General features: G+C 63.8%; 14 protein-coding genes. 8 read left to right on the top strand and 6 right to left on the bottom strand.

What is annotated here, in order from left to right:
• The first annotated feature begins 20 nt into the window (after positions 1-20).
• The 5 genes from AVMA1855_RS23075 (at position 21) to AVMA1855_RS23055 (ending at position 4990) form a co-directional block, all read left to right on the top strand.
• On the top strand, positions 21-1025 hold the full coding sequence (locus AVMA1855_RS23075) for a Bug family tripartite tricarboxylate transporter substrate binding protein (RefSeq protein ID WP_284427470.1): 1005 nt from the start codon (positions 21-23) through the stop codon (positions 1023-1025).
• 77 nt (positions 1026-1102) lie between these two features.
• Positions 1103-2116, top strand: a complete 1014-nt coding sequence (locus AVMA1855_RS23070) for a tripartite tricarboxylate transporter substrate binding protein (RefSeq protein ID WP_284427469.1) — start codon at positions 1103-1105, stop codon at positions 2114-2116.
• A 123-nt stretch (positions 2117-2239) separates the two neighbouring features.
• Positions 2240-2989 carry an electron transfer flavoprotein subunit beta/FixA family protein gene (locus AVMA1855_RS23065; protein WP_284404994.1) on the top strand — a complete coding sequence of 250 codons (750 nt, stop codon included), beginning with the start codon at positions 2240-2242 and terminating at the stop codon, positions 2987-2989.
• A 2-nt stretch (positions 2990-2991) separates the two neighbouring features.
• On the top strand, positions 2992-3924 hold the full coding sequence (locus AVMA1855_RS23060) for an electron transfer flavoprotein subunit alpha/FixB family protein (RefSeq protein WP_284427468.1): 933 nt from the start codon (positions 2992-2994) through the stop codon (positions 3922-3924).
• A gap of 115 nt (positions 3925-4039) precedes the next feature.
• Positions 4040-4990, top strand: a complete 951-nt coding sequence (locus AVMA1855_RS23055) for a tripartite tricarboxylate transporter substrate binding protein (protein ID WP_284427482.1) — start codon at positions 4040-4042, stop codon at positions 4988-4990.
• A 190-nt stretch (positions 4991-5180) separates the two neighbouring features.
• On the opposite strand, the gene AVMA1855_RS23050 is transcribed toward AVMA1855_RS23055, so the two are convergent.
• The 5 genes from AVMA1855_RS23050 to AVMA1855_RS23030 form a co-directional block, all read right to left on the bottom strand.
• Entirely contained in the window at positions 5181-6161 is a 981-nt protein-coding gene (locus AVMA1855_RS23050) for a Bug family tripartite tricarboxylate transporter substrate binding protein (protein WP_284427467.1), read from the bottom strand.
• 121 nt (positions 6162-6282) lie between these two features.
• Positions 6283-7266: a Bug family tripartite tricarboxylate transporter substrate binding protein gene (locus AVMA1855_RS23045; RefSeq protein WP_284427466.1), complete on the bottom strand. Its 984-nt coding sequence runs from the start codon at positions 7264-7266 to the stop codon at positions 6283-6285.
• 41 nt (positions 7267-7307) lie between these two features.
• Positions 7308-8339, bottom strand: a complete 1032-nt coding sequence (locus AVMA1855_RS23040; protein ID WP_284427465.1) for a hydroxyacid dehydrogenase — start codon at positions 8337-8339, stop codon at positions 7308-7310.
• Positions 8336-9013 (bottom strand): RraA family protein, encoded by a 678-nt coding sequence (locus AVMA1855_RS23035; RefSeq protein ID WP_284410754.1) that lies wholly within the window; start codon positions 9011-9013, stop codon positions 8336-8338. The genes AVMA1855_RS23040 and AVMA1855_RS23035 overlap by 4 nt, the downstream gene beginning before the upstream one ends.
• On the bottom strand, positions 9010-10227 hold the full coding sequence (locus tag AVMA1855_RS23030; protein ID WP_284427464.1) for an alpha-hydroxy acid oxidase: 1218 nt from the start codon (positions 10225-10227) through the stop codon (positions 9010-9012). Before AVMA1855_RS23030 ends, AVMA1855_RS23035 begins: the two co-directional genes overlap by 4 nt.
• A gap of 84 nt (positions 10228-10311) precedes the next feature.
• On the opposite strand from AVMA1855_RS23030, the gene AVMA1855_RS23025 reads away from it, so the two are divergent.
• Entirely contained in the window at positions 10312-11214 is a 903-nt protein-coding gene (locus AVMA1855_RS23025; protein ID WP_284427463.1) for a LysR family transcriptional regulator, read from the top strand.
• 214 nt (positions 11215-11428) lie between these two features.
• Here the strand turns inward: AVMA1855_RS23025 and AVMA1855_RS23020 are convergent, their stop codons facing one another.
• On the bottom strand, positions 11429-12385 hold the full coding sequence (locus tag AVMA1855_RS23020; protein WP_284427462.1) for a LysR substrate-binding domain-containing protein: 957 nt from the start codon (positions 12383-12385) through the stop codon (positions 11429-11431).
• A 126-nt stretch (positions 12386-12511) separates the two neighbouring features.
• Here AVMA1855_RS23020 and dsdA point away from each other — a divergent pair, with 126 nt between their 5' ends.
• Positions 12512-13897: a D-serine ammonia-lyase gene (gene dsdA / locus AVMA1855_RS23015; protein ID WP_284427461.1), complete on the top strand. Its 1386-nt coding sequence runs from the start codon at positions 12512-12514 to the stop codon at positions 13895-13897.
• Positions 13898-13975: 78 nt separating this feature from the next.
• Entirely contained in the window at positions 13976-14959 is a 984-nt protein-coding gene (locus AVMA1855_RS23010; protein ID WP_284427460.1) for a Bug family tripartite tricarboxylate transporter substrate binding protein, read from the top strand.
• Positions 14960-15111: the final 152 nt, after the last annotated feature.

The raw sequence follows: 15111 nt of genomic DNA, 5'->3' as shown, positions 1-15111 counted from the left end.
CTGATCCAGGAGACAACGCTATGGGAATCCAATACAACCGCCGCAACCTGCTGCAAGAGCTGGCCGCGCTGGGGGGCACCAGCCTGCTCGGCCAGGCCGCAGCGCAAACCGGCAAAGCAGCCTGGCCGACCAAGCCCATCCGGCTGATCGTGCCGTTCAACGCCGGGGGGGCGACGGACATCATCGCCCGCACGGTGGGCGAAGCGCTGGCAAAACGCGTGGGCCAGCCCGTGGTAGTGGACAACCGGGGCGGTGCCGCCGGCATCCTGGGTACCGACGCAGTGACCAAGGCCGCACCGGACGGGCACACCCTGTTGGTATCGCTCAGCACATCGATGCTGATCAACCAGTTTCTGTACACCAAGCTGCCCTACGACCCGCAGAAGGACATCACGCCCATCACCCAGATCGCGGCAGCGCCCGTCACGCTGGTGGTGCACCCGTCGGTGCCCGCGAGCAATATGAAAGAGTTGCTGGCCTACGTGAAGGCCCACAAGGGCAAGCTCTCGTACGGTTCCTGGGGCGTGGGTTCCTACGCGCACCTGGCCGGGGCCTACATGAGCAAGACGATGGACGCCGACATGACCCACGTGGCTTACAAGGGCGAGGCGCCCATGATCCAGGAGCTGATCGGAGGCCAGCTGCAGCTGTGCTTCTCCAGTGCGCTGAACACCAAGCCCTTCATCGATGCGGGCCGCCTGAACGCCATCGGCGTGACGGGCAAGCAGCGCATGGACATCCTGCCCACGCTGCCCTCCATCTACGAGCAGGGGGTGCCGGACGATGCGTATGCCATCTTCGGCTGGGTGGCCGTGGGTGCCCCTGCCGGACTGCCCAAGGAGATCGTGGACCAGCTCTACGGCCATCTGCGCGAGATCGCCAAGGACCCGAAGGTGCTGGAACGCACCGTGGGGGCCGGCTTCATGCCCCTGATGAACAGCCCGGAAGCCTTTCGCGAGAACTACCAGCGCGACATGCCTGTCTGGAAGGCTTTGGTCGACGAAGCTGGCGCCAAGCTCGACTGAAACCTGGCGGCCGCAGCTCAGCAACGAGTCAGTGGCTGCCCCTGCAATGACTGACCGATGGATTGACGGGAAACAACATGCCTATGCCTCACAAAACGTTCTTTGCCTGCACGCGCCGGAACACCCTTCTGGCGCTGGCCGCCGCCCCCTGGCTTTTCGGGAGCGCCAGCGCGCAGCAAGCGGCGGCCATCTGGCCCACCAAGATGATCAAGCTGGTGGTGCCTTTTCCGGCAGGGGGGCCCACGGACACGGCTTCGCGCATCGTCGGGCAGAAGCTGGCCGATCGGTTGAAGCAGTCCGTGGTGGTGGACAACCGTCCGGGTGCCTCGGGCTCCATCGCCGCCTCGCAGGTGGCCAAGGCCGACCCGGATGGCTACACCTTCATGATGCTGGCCACTCCGACCTTGCTGGCCCCGCATCTCTACAAGAAGCTGAGTTACGACACGGTGAAAGATTTCACCCCCGTCGCCACGGTCTATGACCTGCCCATCGTGGTGGTGGTCAACCCGGCGCAGTTGCCGGACGTGACCGACCTGCGCACGCTCATCGCCCATACCAAGGCGCAGAAGACGCCGCTCAACTACACCAGTTCCGGGACCGGCAGCTTTGGCCACCTCAGCATGGAGTTGCTCAAGCAGATGGGCCATTTCGACATGCAGCATGTGCCCTACAAGGGCGGCGTTCCTGCCATCACCGACACTATTGGCGGGCAGGTGCCCATCATGTATGCCGACCTGGTCGCTGCACTTCCGCATATCCAGGCCGGCAAGCTGCGGGCGATCGCCGTGGGCTCGCCCCAGCGGGTAATCATGCTGCCGGATGTGGCAACCATTGCCGAGCAAGGCTTTAAGGGCTACGACGCCGTGTCCTGGGGCGGACTGCTTGCACCACCCGGTACGCCGAAACTGGTGGTGGACCGGGTGGCGAACGAGGTCAAGCAGATCCTGGCCGAAAAAGAAACGCAGGAGAAGCTGCTGCACGCTGGCGCCATCGCGCATTTCGAAGACCCCGCGCAAATGGGCAAGCATGTTCAGCAAGACTATGCCAAATGGGGCCAGCTGATCCGGGACAAGGGCATTGCCTCGGAGTGACCCCCGTTCAGTAATCCATCGGCCGCTTCATGCGTGAAGCCCATGCCCGTCTGCGAGCGCCTGGCTGTGCCTGCCTGCCGAGCGCTTCATCAACCCATCCTTTGCACAGGAAAGAACACTGCCATGAAAATTCTGGTTCCCGTCAAGCGCGTGGTGGACTACAACGTGAAGGTCCGAGTGAAGTCGGACAACACGGGTGTGGACATCGCGAACGTGAAGATGAGCATGAACCCATTTGACGAGATCGCCGTCGAGGAGGCCGTGCGCCTGAAGGAAAAGGGCGTGGTGACCGAAGTCATCGCCGTCTCCTGCGGCGTGGCGCAGTGCCAGGAAACGCTGCGCACCGCCATGGCCATCGGTGCCGACCGTGCCATCCTGGTGGAGACCACCGAAGAACTGCAGCCCCTGGCCGTGGCCAAGATCCTGAAGGCGCTGGTGGACAAGGAGCAGCCCCAGCTCATCATCCTGGGCAAGCAGGCCATCGACGACGATGCCAACCAGACCGGGCAGATGCTCGCAGCCCTGGCCGACCTGCCGCAGGCCACCTTCGCCTCCAAGGTGGAAGTGAGCGGCGACAAGGTCAACGTCACGCGTGAAGTCGATGGCGGGCTGGAGACCATCTCCCTCACGCTGCCGGCCGTGGTCACCACCGACCTGCGCCTGAACGAGCCGCGCTACGTCACCTTGCCCAACATCATGAAGGCCAAGAAAAAGCAGCTCGACACCGTCAAGCCCGAAGACCTGGGCGTCGATGTCAAGCCCCGCCTGAAGACCCTGAAGGTCTCCGAACCGCCGAAGCGCGGCGCCGGCATCAAGGTGCCCGACGTGGCCGCCCTGGTGGACAAGCTCAAGAACGAAGCAAAGGTGATCTGAACATGACAGCCCTCGTAATTGCCGAACACGACAACGCCAGCATCAAGCCCTCCACCCTGAACACCGTGACGGCCGCCGTGGCCTGCGGTGGCGACGTGCACGTGCTGGTGGCGGGCAACGGCGCCGATGCCGCCGCCCAGGCCGCCGCGCAGATCGCCGGCGTCAGCAAGGTCATCCTGGCCGATGGCGCGAGCCTCAAGGACGGGCTGGCCGAGAACGTCGCCGCCCAGGTGTTGGCCATTGCCAGCCAATACAGCCACATCCTGTTCCCCGCCACCGCAGGCGGCAAGAACGTGGCCCCGCGCGTAGCCGCCAAGCTCGATGTCGCGCAGATCAGCGACATCACCAAGGTCGACAGCCCCGACACCTTCGAGCGCCCCATCTACGCCGGCAACGCCATCGCCACCGTGCAGAGCAGCGATGCGACCAAGGTCATCACCGTGCGCACCACCGGCTTCGATGCCGCGGCCGCCACGGGGGGCTCGGCCGCTGTCGATAAGCAGGAGGCCGCCGCCGATTCGGGCAAGAGCAGCTTCGTGGGCCGCGAAGTGACCAAGAGCGACCGCCCCGAGCTCACCGCCGCCAAAATCATCGTCTCGGGCGGACGGGCGCTGGGCAGCAGCGAGAAGTTCAACGAAGTGATGACGCCCCTGGCGGACAAGCTGGGTGCGGCGATCGGCGCGAGCCGCGCGGCGGTGGATGCGGGCTACGCGCCCAACGACCTGCAGGTGGGGCAGACGGGCAAGATCGTGGCGCCGCAGCTGTACATCGCGGCGGGCATCTCGGGCGCGATCCAGCATCTGGCGGGCATGAAGGACTCCAAGGTGATCGTGGCGATCAACAAGGACCCGGAGGCACCGATCTTCAGCGTGGCCGACTACGGCCTGGAGGCCGACCTGTTCACGGCCGTGCCGGAACTGGTGGACCGGCTCTGACCCATGGACCAGAGCCACACGCCATGCCCGTGTGCCGGTCATTTCCCCTGATTCCTGGAGATAGGAGAGACACATGCACACATTCCTTCGCCGCCGCCAACTATTGCTCGCCGCCATGGCGGGTTTCGCCGGAGCGGCTGTCAGCGCGCCTGCCTTGGCCAGCACCCCCTGGCCGAGCAAGCCGATCCGGATCGTGGTTCCTTACACCACGGGCGGTTTCACCGATCAGATGGCACGCTTGCTGCAGGTGGGCTTGCAACAGCGCTTGGGCCAGCCGGTGATCGTGGACAACAAGCCGGGCGCCAACAGCATCATCGGCGTGGACGCCGTGGCCAAGGCCGCGCCGGACGGCTACACCTTCGGCGTGTTCATCGCCGCCTATGCCGCCAACACCACGCTGTATCCCAAGCTGCCGTATGACCCGAAGAAGGATTTGGTGGGCGTGTCGCTGATGGGGGTGTCGCCCCTGGTGGCCGCCGTAGCGATGAATGCGCCGTTCAAGACGACGGCCGAACTGGTGGCCTATGCGCGTTCCAACCCAGGCGAACTGAGCTTCGCGTCGTCTGGCAACGGATCTGCCGCCCACCTCACCTCCGAGCTGATGCGCCTGATCACCAAGACCGAGATGGTGCACATCCCGTACAAAGGCGCTTCACCTGCGCTGGCAGACCTCATGGGTGGGCAGGTACCGCTGTTCCTGGATCCACCGCCCAATCTGATCCAGCCAGCCAGGGCCGGAAAGATCCGACTCATCGGGGTGGCCAGCGAAAAGCGCCTTCCTGCCTTGCCCGATGTCCCGACCTTTGCCGAGCAGGGCTACCCTGGCCTGGTGGGCAGTACCTGGGCCGCGATGCTCGCGCCTTCCGGCGTGCCCCGCGAAATCGTGCAGCGCATGTCCGAAGAGGTGGCGCGCATCATCCGGAGCCCCGAAGTGACGCAGCGGCTGGAGCAGACCATGGGGACGTTCGCTGAAGGCTCAACCCCTCAGGAATGCGATGCCTTCATCGCGTCGGAAACGGTCAAATGGGCCAAAGTGATTCAGGAGGCGCGTGTCACGCTGGATTGACGCGGGGGCGAGGGCGGGGTTTCCACCCCGTCGGCGCAGGCGGCACCTGCCGCCGCTCTTCATGAAACTTCGCACTCCGTTGATCAGCCACTGGATCTGCGCCATGACCGGGTGGGCATCTGACGAGTGATCTGCTCCAGCAAACGGATGGGCGCCAAAGTACGAGAGTGAAGGCGGTCCTTGGTACCAGTTACTCGGCTTTCGCACCGGACACCCGCACCTGCTCGGCAGCCAATGGCATCTGCTGCTGCACGAAGCTCCAGAATTCATCGATGCCCATCGGCTTGACGGGCAGCGAACCCTGGTCCAGGAACTGCTTTTGCACCTCGGGATTGCGCAGGGCGGTAGCGAGCGCAGCATTGAGTTTGTCCAACGCTGCACGCGGCGTGCCTGCCGGCGCGACCAGTCCGTACCAGGAGTCGGTATAGAAACCCTTCACCCCGGCTTCCTTGAACGTCGGTACGTCGGGTAGCGCTGGCAGGCGCTGTCGAGCGGCCACCGCGAGCGGGCGCAGCTTGCCCGAGCGGATGAAAGACATTGCGCCCGTCGTCAAAACGAAATCCACGCGGCCAGCCATCAGGTCGGTCATCGCCGGGGCCGTTCCCTTGTAAGGGATGTGGGTCACGTCGGCGCCAGTGATCTTCTTGAAGTTGGCGCCAGCCAGATGCTGACTGGAGCCGACGCCGCCTGATCCGTAATTGAGTTTGCCTGGTCGGGCTTGAGCGGCCTTGAGCAAGTCCGCAACCGAGAGAAACGGCGAATCGGTCTGTACCAGCAGCACGCTGGGAGATGTCGTAATCATGCCGATGGGTGCGAAGTCTTTCATCGGGTCATGGTTGAGCTTCGGGTACAGCGAAGAATTCAGACCGTGCGATGCCACCGTCGCCAGCATGATGGTGCTGCCATCCGGCTTCGCGCGTGCAGCCGCATCGCTGCCGATGTTGCCCCCAGCGCCCCCCTTGTTGTCGATGACGATGGATTGGCCCAGTGCCTCGGACATGCGGACGGCCGTGAGCCGTGCCACGTTGTCGGAGGGGCCTCCGGCAGGCCAGCCCACGATCATGGTGATGGGGCCGGCTGGTAGAGAGCCCTGGGCCATGGCGTGGATGTGAGGTAGTAGCGCAACAGCCAAGGCAAGTGTGGAGAAGGTACGGCGATTCAGTATGTTCATGGTGTGCGTTCATCGAGGAGCCTGCAGGTCAGCGGGGAACCCATTGAGTGGCGAGGTCTTCAAGGGTGTTCCGGAACGGAAGGAGCGGCGCGTGTGCGTCGGCAGGCAGACGGACCGCGCTTCACGGTCTGTCCTGCCAGGGCATTTCTGCCCAGAGTTTGCGGAAGTTGGCTTCAGTGGCTTCGAGTTCGGCCGCATAAGCCGCTGGCGCCAGGTATCGCAAAGGTGCGTACATGGCTTCGGCCTGCTGCTTGAACGCAGGGTCCGCGGCGATGGTGGCAATCGCATCGACCAGTTTCTTGCGGATCGCCTCCGGTAAGCCCTTGGGCGCCGCCAGGCCACGCAGCGAGGCCAACTCAATGGCAATGCCTTGCTCTTTGAAGGTCGGCACCTGTGGCGCCAGGGATGAACGCTCAGCTGACATTTGACCCAGCAGTCGGATCGGGGTGCCACCCTTCTGATATGCCAGTACCTCCCCGACGTTGATGGCGCCAATCACAATCTGCTGGCCCGTGGCCGCGGCACGCACCTCGCCAGCGCCTTTGTAAGGCACATGCATGAGCTTGGTTCCCGTAGCGCGTTCGAACAGCAGCATCGCCAGGTGGTCATCCGATCCAGTGCCTGTCGTGCCAACGGTCACGGCGCCAGGGTGCGCCTTGGAATAGGCCGCCAGGCCCGCCAGCGTGGTGATGTTGTTTGTGTTGTGTATGGCGAAGCCGCCCGGGTCGTCCACCAGATTGCCGAGCAGGTCGTACTGGCTCCAGTGGAAGCTACTCTTGCGTTCAATCGGGATGGTCAACACGTTGGGCGTGTTGATGAAGCCGATGGTGTAACCATCAGGCTTCGCGCGTACCAGCTCACCGAAGCCGATGCCGCCTCCTGCGCCAGGACGGTTGAGCACCACGACACTGCCTTCGAGTTGCTTTTCCAAATGCCGTGCCAGCAGCCGGGCGACAAGGTCGGTACCTCCACCAGGACCGTAGGCCACAATCAGCTCGATGGGTTTGGACGGGTACGGCGCGGTGGGCTGCGCTGCTGAGGGAAGCGAAAATGCAGTCGCTGCCAGGCCGGCGCACAGCGTGCGACGGGTCCATTGTTTGTTCATGCTTGTCTCCGTGATGTTTGCCCGTTTCGGGCTTATGGAAATCAGTGGCCGAGCGCGGCGGCAATGCGCTCCCTGGCCCGTGGCCAGACGTCAGGGTTGACCAGTCGCTCAGGTCGCTCGCCATCCGAGAGCAATTGCAAGATCTGTGTGGCGGCCAGCGTGGCGTTGTTGCGCCGGGCTTCATGTGTGACACCGGCCGTGTGGAACGTGGCCACGACATTCGGGAGGCGCAACAGGGCATGGTTGGCGGGTGGAGGCTCCTGGTCCCAAACATCGAGACCTGCACCCGCGAGATGGCCGTTGGCGATTGCGGCATGCAGGGCGTTCTCATCGTGAATGCCGCCGCGTGCGGTGCTGACGAAGATGCTGCCCGGCTTCATGGCTGCGAATGCGGCTGCCTTCATCAGCCCGAGGGTGCTGGCATTGCGCGGGCAGTGCAGCGAGACAATGTCGGAACGACGCAGCAATTCATCCAGTGGCACGGATTGCGCACCTCGTGCACTCAGCTCGGCGTCGTCCAGGGCGGGATCAACGCCCAGCACTTGCATGCCGAAGGCCCGACCCAGCGCTGCGGTGCGTCGGCCGGTTTCGCCGACACCCACAATGCCCAGTGTGCGTCCGCGCAGTTCGTGGCCCATCAGGTCTTCGCGACTGAAGCTGCGTTGGTCCGAGCGCAGCAACGCATCCGATTCCGGAATGCGGCGCAGCACCGCCAGCATCAGGCCGAGTGCTAATTCGGCCACCGAATCGGCGTTGCCGCCGGCCTGGTTCATGACCACCACGCCAGCGCGCGTACACGCTTCGATGTCGATGGTGTCGCAGCCTGAACCACTCGACGAAACCGCCAGCAGCCTGGGGCAGCGTGCCAGCAACTCAGCGCTGACGAACCAGCGTCGCGGCAACTCATCCTTGGCCGCAGTAATCTGCAGCACCTGTGCTTGGGCCAGCGCCTCCCATGCTGCACTGTCAGCGCCTTCCCGTGCGCAGGTCTGCAATGTCACGCCAGGGGCTGCGGAGATGATGCGATTGAAGGCCGGGTCCAGCCAATAGTCGAAGCGGACGACCTGGCTCACAGAACCCCCTTCTCGCGCAGCGTGCGTTCAACCCAGCTTCGGTCGGCGCGGCCTTCAGCGATGGCCTGCAGCGCATCGGCTTCGATGCGTTCAATGGCTTCAACACGTGCCGCAATGTCTTCGGCCTCTTCGGGCGGCACCGCCAGCAGGCCATCGCCATCGCCAACCACAATGTCCCCGGGATGCACCACCATCCCGTCAATGGTGACTGGCACATGCAACTCGCCTGGACCATCCTTGTATGGGCCACGGTGTGCAACGCCGCGTGCATACACCGCCAGACTATGTTGACCGATGGTGTCGCTGTCACGAATCAGCCCGTCGATGACGATGCCTGCCGCGCCGCGCGCGATCAGGAGCGCGAGCATGATTTCGCCAATGATGGCGTTCGGACCCACTCCGCCGGCATCCACCACGATGACGTCACCCGGTGCGCAGGTGTCGATGGCGTGGTGCACCATGAGGTTGTCACCAGGCCTGGTGCGCACCGTCAGCGCACGGCCTGCGAGTCCACCCTCGCGTTTGTGGAACGGTTTCAGCGACGAGGTTCCGGTGGTGCGGCTCATGGCGTCGCTGATGTTGGCGACCTGAAATCCACGGTAACGCTCCAAGAGTGCGTCACTCACGACGGTCGAGGGGCGCGCATGGATGTGGAAGCCCTGGATTTTGCTCATGGTTGGTTCGAAGTGATGGGGAAATAGTCGGTCGGACTGGCAACTGGACGGATGCAGCGGGATGTGATGTCGGCAATGCGCGTGAGCCCCAGCATGGCCATATCGCGAGAAATTTCTTCGTGCAGCAGGGCGATGGCATGGGCCACGCCGCCTTGTCCCGCGACCGAGGCGGCATAGTTGAAGGGCCGGCCCACGAATACGCAGCGCGCCCCGAGGGCCAGCGCTTTGACGACGTCGGTACCGCGGCGAACGCCGCTGTCGAGCATCACCGGCATTTCGGGAACGGCGCGTGCGATGGCGGGCAACACGCGCAGCGGTGCCACCGCACCGTCGAGCTGACGCCCTCCATGGTTGGAGACGATGATTCCGTCGACGCCATGGTCGCGTGCATGCACAGCGTCCTCTGGCGTCAGGATGCCCTTGACCACGAGTTGATTCGGCCAGCGCTTGCGTATAGCTGCCAGATGCGGCCAAGCCAGGTGAGCGCGGTCTGAGAAATCGCGCAGCACATCGGAAGAAAGGATGGGTGCGCCGCGCATGGCGTAGTTGTTCTCGAAGTGGGGCATGCCATGCAGCAGCAGCGTCTTCAGAAACGTACCCAGCAACCAGCGCGGATGGCTCAGGCCTTGCCAAGCCAGCGAAAGGCTGGGCTTGAGCGGCGTTGAAAAGCCTGCACGCACATTGTTCTCCCGGTTCGCTGCGACGGGTGTGTCCACCGTGACCACCAGGGTCTGTACGCCTGCGCCTTGCACGCGATCGAGCAGGCCATGTATCTGCGCAAGCTCGCCTGGCAGGTAGGCCTGGAACCAGGTTTGCGGAGCGACCGCCATCACCTCTTCGAGCCGAATCAACGAAGAGCCGCTCATGATGGCTGGCACATTGGCTTGCTGTGCTGCCTGGGCCAGCACGACATCGCCACGGTAGGCCGAGAGCGCGGAAATACCCATGGGTGCGAGTCCCACCGGCGTGGCGTAGCGGCGGCCGAAGAGTTCGAATCCGAGGTAGCGTTGCGCGACGCCGACCAGCATGCGCGGTCGGAAGGCCAAATCACTGAAGGCCCGGCGGTTCTCCGCCAGCGACTGGTTGTCCTCTACGGCGCCGCTGATGTAGGCATAGATAGGCCGAGGCAGGTGGCGGCGGGCCAACTTCTCGAAGTCGTCCAGGGACAGCACCTGTCGGCAGGCTTTGGGTAGGCGTGGGGGAGACGAAGGCATGGCGCAACAATGGTGCGCCGGTTGATATTGAAAGAAAAGAGAAAAAATTCGAACTTTTGATTTCGCTTTTCGTAAACTCAATTCATGACTCTCAAGCAACTCGAGGCCTTCTACTGGGCCGCCACTTGTCTCAATTTCACGGTCGCGGCTGAACGGGTGCACCTGTCCATCTCTTCCCTGTCCAAGCGCATTGCTGAATTGGAGGTTTCGCTGGGGACCCTGCTGTTCGACCGGAGCGGGCGGTCAGCCGAGTTGACGCCCCATGGCGAACTGCTGTTGCCGCGTGTTCGTGCGTTGCTGCATGACGCGGCCCAGTTGCAGCAGGCCATCGGTCAAAGTACTGGGTTGCAAGGGCGTTGCCGGCTTGGCTTCGGCGAACTAAGTGGACTGACCTGGCTGCCGAAGCTGGTGCAGAAGGTGGCCGAACTGCATCCTGCGCTGCAGTTGGAGCCGCATACCGACATTGGCCAAGTGCTGGAGCAGCGCATCGTGGATGGCGAACTCGACTGCGTGGTGATCGCAGGCCCCTCATCGCGCAGTACCTTGGCTTTCGAACGCGTAGCGCAGGTGCGATTCGTCTGGGCTGCAAGCGAGGCATTTCTCGTGAAAGCCGGTACCGACTTGCCGCAGCGGCTGGTACGCGAGCAGATGCTGATTGCCCTGCCTGAGGGCTCAGGTGCTACCCGCATTCTGGATGAATGGCTGAGCGGCCAATCGATGAGCGTCGAGCGGCGGCTCAGCTGCAACAGTTGGGGTGCGGTGGTGGGAATGGTGGCCGAAGGCCTAGGCTTCACGTACATGCCCCACGGGTGGGCCGAAGCGCTGCAAGCTCGCGGGATGCTGAGGATTCTGTCTGCAGGCAATGCGTTGACACCCCTGACCTATACCGTGCAGTGGCGGCGCGACGATGTGAGGCCGCTCATCACCGAAATGCGAAAAATCATCAAAAGCGTCATCGACTTTTCCGCCCCCCGCTGCTTGTGCTGAAAAGTGCAGAGTGATCCATCGTGATCTCGGATACGCAGGCGCAGCGCGCTTTTGATTCCGAACAGTGCTCGTCGACACTTCGATGCCAGATCCCAATCGCAGCAACATCACCCGAAACGGTCAGCGATGCTGGTTCGGAGAATTGCGTTGTCGTCGGCACGATGTGTGCCGGCACACCTTTCGCTGCAAGTGCGGGAGCTGTGAAGGGCTTGCTTTAGGGCGCCGGCGCAGGCAGCGCCTGTCGCCGCTCCTCACAAAATCCCCGTCCCTCCTCTACCAGCCACTCCCGGACCTGCTCCATGGCCGGGCTGGGATGCGCGGTGGTCACAAACGAGTAAGACGCGCGCGACAGCACGCTGCGCTGGAGAACCGGCACCAAACGCCCTGCCTTGATGTCCTGCAATACCAGTGCGGCCCGGCCCATGGCGATGCCCTGGCCGGCCAGGGCGGCGCCCTGAGCCAGTTGCGACAGGTTGAATTGCTGGCCGCCCGCCCACGGCGGGGGCGTGCTCCCCACTTGGGTAAACCAGTGCTGCCATTCCTCGTACGTGTCGGCGCCATCCCATGCGCTGCCGTCGTGCAATAGCCAGTCACGCTGCAGGTCCTGGGGGGATGTGATGGGCGGATGCCGCGCCAAAAATTCGGGGCTCGCCACGGGCAGGAGCCACTCATCGAGAAACACCGTTGCGTTCAGATCACGGTAGCCCCCCAAATCGAAACGCACTGCGGCCTCGATACCGTCCCGCACCATGCGGGTGCGGTCCAGTCTGTGGAACTCGCCAAACACCCGCAGGCCCATGCTCGGATACTGGCGGAAAAATTCACCCAGCCGGGGCGTGAGCCAGCTCATGGCGAACGACGGTGAGCAACTGAGGGTGGCGGTAGCGGCCTCCTGCGGCCGGCGCATCTGCGCCAGCGTGTTTTCGATCGCGGTGAAGCTCTCGCGCAGTACCACAGCCAGCCACTGGCCCTCGGGCGTGGGCACCAGTGCGCGCGGTGTGCGAAGGAACAGCGGACGGTGCAGCCAGTCTTCGAGGTGCTTGACCTGCTGGCTGACGGCGCCTTGGGTGATGCAAAGTTCGGCAGCGGCCTTGGTGAAGCTTCCATGGCGGGCGGCTGCATCAAAACAGCGCAGCCAGGCGAGCAAGGAGGCGGAGAGGTGGATGTCCATTACTTTGGCTAATGCGTTCGCCACTATAAATGCGTTGTGACAACGGGGTGACGGGCGAAGAATGCGTTGCAGGCCACCTTTGGAAGGCGGCCCGAAGACCGCGTCCCATTGCTGCCATAACCCGATATGTCCCATCCAATCGACCGTTCCCCGCAGGCTGGAGTTGCCGCCTTGGCAATCCGCCTCCGGCAGGCCCACCCGTGCGTGTGGATCAATCCTGAACGCTTGGCACATCCACCGGCCACGTTGGAAGCATTGGGGCGCAGCATTAGTCTGGATGATACGAAAACCGCTGCCGCTCGCCTGAAACGTTTCGAGGCATTGCTGGCACAGGTGTTTACGGAATTGGCAGACGCGGAGGGCGTCGTGGAGTCGCCCCTGCTGCCGGCTGCCGCGTTGAAGCCTGTGCTCGGCCTGCAGCCAGGGCAGGGCAACCTGTTCATCAAGGCCGATCACCGCCTGCCCGTGGCGGGCTCCATCAAGGCGCGGGGTGGGATGCATGAGGTGCTGGAGTTCGCCGAACAGCTGGCGCTGAAGCATGGGTTGGTGTCGCAGGGCAGTGACGAACATGCCTACCTTGCGTTGGCCGGCACTGCGGCACGCGAAGTGCTGGGACGCTACCAAGTGGCAGTGGGGTCTACCGGCAATCTGGGGTTGAGCATCGGCGTGGTGGCCTCGGCCCTGGGATTCAAGGCGGCGGTACACATGTCGGCCGACGCCAAGGAATGGAAAAAGGAGCGTCTGCGCCAGCGTGGCGTGCTGGTGGTGGAGCATGCGGGCGACTATGAGCGCGCAGTGGCCGCCGGTCGCTCCCAGGCCGGAGCCGATCCCACGTGCCACTTCGTGGATGACGAGCAGTCGTTCTCGCTGTTGCTGGGGTACAGCACCGCGGCCTTGCATCTGCAAAAGCAGCTGGCAGAGCAGGGCATCGTGGTGGATGCCGGTCACCCCCTCATCGTTTACCTGCCTTGCGGGGTGGGCGGAGCACCTGCGGGCATCACCTTTGGCCTGCGGCAGTTGCTGGGACCCCATGTGCATTGCTTCTTCGCGGAGCCGGTTCAGTCGCCATGTTTCCTGGTGCAGATGCTGGGTGGGCAAGCCGGCTTGGCAAGCGGTTCAGCGCACCCTTCTGTATATGACTGGGGCCTGACCAACCAGACAGAGGCCGATGGGCTGGCCGTGCCGCGCGCTTCGTTGCTGGCGGCTGAATTGATGGCGCCGCTGCTGTCCGGGGTGTTCACGGTGGCGGACGACACCTTGTTCGTCCATTTGGTGCAGGTGCTGGATGCGCTGGGCGAGCGCATCGAGCCCTCTGCAGCGGCAGGCTTCAGCGGCCCCGGCATGCTGACTGGCACCGACGCGGGGCAGGCTTGGCTGCGCAGCACCGGCGTGGGCGAAGTGCTGCCCCAGGCCACCCACCTCGTGTGGACCACTGGTGGGCTCTTGGTGCCCGATGCGCAGTACCAGGGCTTCGTGGAGCGCGGGCGGGCTTTGCTTGCCGCGCGTGACTGACGCGGGGTGCGGCTGCGGCCTTTCTCGGCGTCTCTTTTTTGTTGCTATCCCCTTTTTTTGACCCTTGGAGCGAATGTCATGAACCGCAAGAAGCTGCTTTTGTCCGCTGTGATCTGTGCCCTGGGCGTGGCTTCGTGGGCCCCTGCCATGGCACAGGAGGCGCCATTCCCTACCAAGCCCATCACGCTGGTGATTCCGTTTCCGCCCGGCGGCGCCACTGACGTACTGGGCCGGCTGATTGGCAAGAAGATGGGAGATCTGCTCGGGCAAAGCGTGGTCATCGACAACCGCGCCGGGGCGGGCACCACCATTGGGGCTGCTTATGCGGCCAAGGCAACGCCCGACGGCTACACGTTGCTCATGAGTTCAGGCACGACCTTTACCGTGAACCCTGCGGTGCGCCCCAAGCTGCCCTACGACCCGGTCAAGAGCTTCGAGCCCATCGGCATTGCCGGACGCACCAGCCTGATCCTCTTGGCCAACAAGGACGTGCCGGCGGCTGACGTGAAGCAGTTCGTGGCTTTGGTGAAGGCCGCACCCGACAAATATTCCTATGGCTCCTTTGGCGCGGGCACCACGTCGCAGTTTGCAGGCGAGATGTTCTTTCACGCTGCGGGTTTGAAGATTCAGCACGTGCCCTACAAAGGCAGTGCGCCAGCCATGACGGACCTGATGGGTGGGCAGATTCCGTTCACGGTAGATACCGTGTCGGCGGCGCTGCCGCAGCTCAAGGACGGCAAGATCAAGGCCATTGCCGTCACGGCGGGCAAACGTTCGGCCCTGCTGCCCAAGGTCCCCACGCTGGTGGAAAGCGGATACCCCGGCCTGGAGATGGACACTTGGCTGGCCATGGTGGCGCCGCGCGGGCTGCCGCCCGCCGTCAAGTCGCGGCTGGAGTTGACCCTGGCCCAGGTGGTGTCGGACCCGGAAGCCCGCGACAAGATGATCGCCGTGGGATTCGAACCTGCCTATGCTTCGTCCAAAACGGTGGCCGAGTTGATCGACAGGGAACTGCCCCTGATGCGCGCCATTGCCCAGCGAGCAAGCATCACGGCCGATTGAGAGCCACTCCGCGCTGTACTCCCCTGTGCCATCGGGTAGGACGGTGCCAGTGCGGCAGAAAGACTTTGCGCTGCGGCCACTGCTTTGGACTGCCGCAGGTTCAGAGGCTGGCGCTGTTTTGCAGACATCATGGATAACGAATGGACACGCAC

Source organism: Acidovorax sp. SUPP1855, from assembly GCF_030158955.1.
Taxonomy (GTDB): Bacteria; Pseudomonadota; Gammaproteobacteria; order Burkholderiales; family Burkholderiaceae_C; genus Paracidovorax.
This window is presented reverse-complemented; position numbering and strand designations above follow the sequence as displayed.

Coding starts and splice junctions, on each gene's coding strand:
- AVMA1855_RS23075 (WP_284427470.1), top strand. CDS start 21: ATGGGAATCCAATACAACCGCCGCAACCTGCTGCAAGAGCTGGCCGCG.
- AVMA1855_RS23070 (WP_284427469.1), top strand. CDS start 1,103: ATGCCTATGCCTCACAAAACGTTCTTTGCCTGCACGCGCCGGAACACC.
- AVMA1855_RS23065 (WP_284404994.1), top strand. CDS start 2,240: ATGAAAATTCTGGTTCCCGTCAAGCGCGTGGTGGACTACAACGTGAAG.
- AVMA1855_RS23060 (WP_284427468.1), top strand. CDS start 2,992: ATGACAGCCCTCGTAATTGCCGAACACGACAACGCCAGCATCAAGCCC.
- AVMA1855_RS23055 (WP_284427482.1), top strand. CDS start 4,040: ATGGCGGGTTTCGCCGGAGCGGCTGTCAGCGCGCCTGCCTTGGCCAGC.
- AVMA1855_RS23050 (WP_284427467.1), bottom strand. CDS start 6,161: ATGAACATACTGAATCGCCGTACCTTCTCCACACTTGCCTTGGCTGTT.
- AVMA1855_RS23045 (WP_284427466.1), bottom strand. CDS start 7,266: ATGAACAAACAATGGACCCGTCGCACGCTGTGCGCCGGCCTGGCAGCG.
- AVMA1855_RS23035 (WP_284410754.1), bottom strand. CDS start 9,013: ATGAGCAAAATCCAGGGCTTCCACATCCATGCGCGCCCCTCGACCGTC.
- AVMA1855_RS23030 (WP_284427464.1), bottom strand. CDS start 10,227: ATGCCTTCGTCTCCCCCACGCCTACCCAAAGCCTGCCGACAGGTGCTG.
- AVMA1855_RS23025 (WP_284427463.1), top strand. CDS start 10,312: ATGACTCTCAAGCAACTCGAGGCCTTCTACTGGGCCGCCACTTGTCTC.
- AVMA1855_RS23020 (WP_284427462.1), bottom strand. CDS start 12,385: ATGGACATCCACCTCTCCGCCTCCTTGCTCGCCTGGCTGCGCTGTTTT.
- dsdA (WP_284427461.1), top strand. CDS start 12,512: ATGTCCCATCCAATCGACCGTTCCCCGCAGGCTGGAGTTGCCGCCTTG.
- AVMA1855_RS23010 (WP_284427460.1), top strand. CDS start 13,976: ATGAACCGCAAGAAGCTGCTTTTGTCCGCTGTGATCTGTGCCCTGGGC.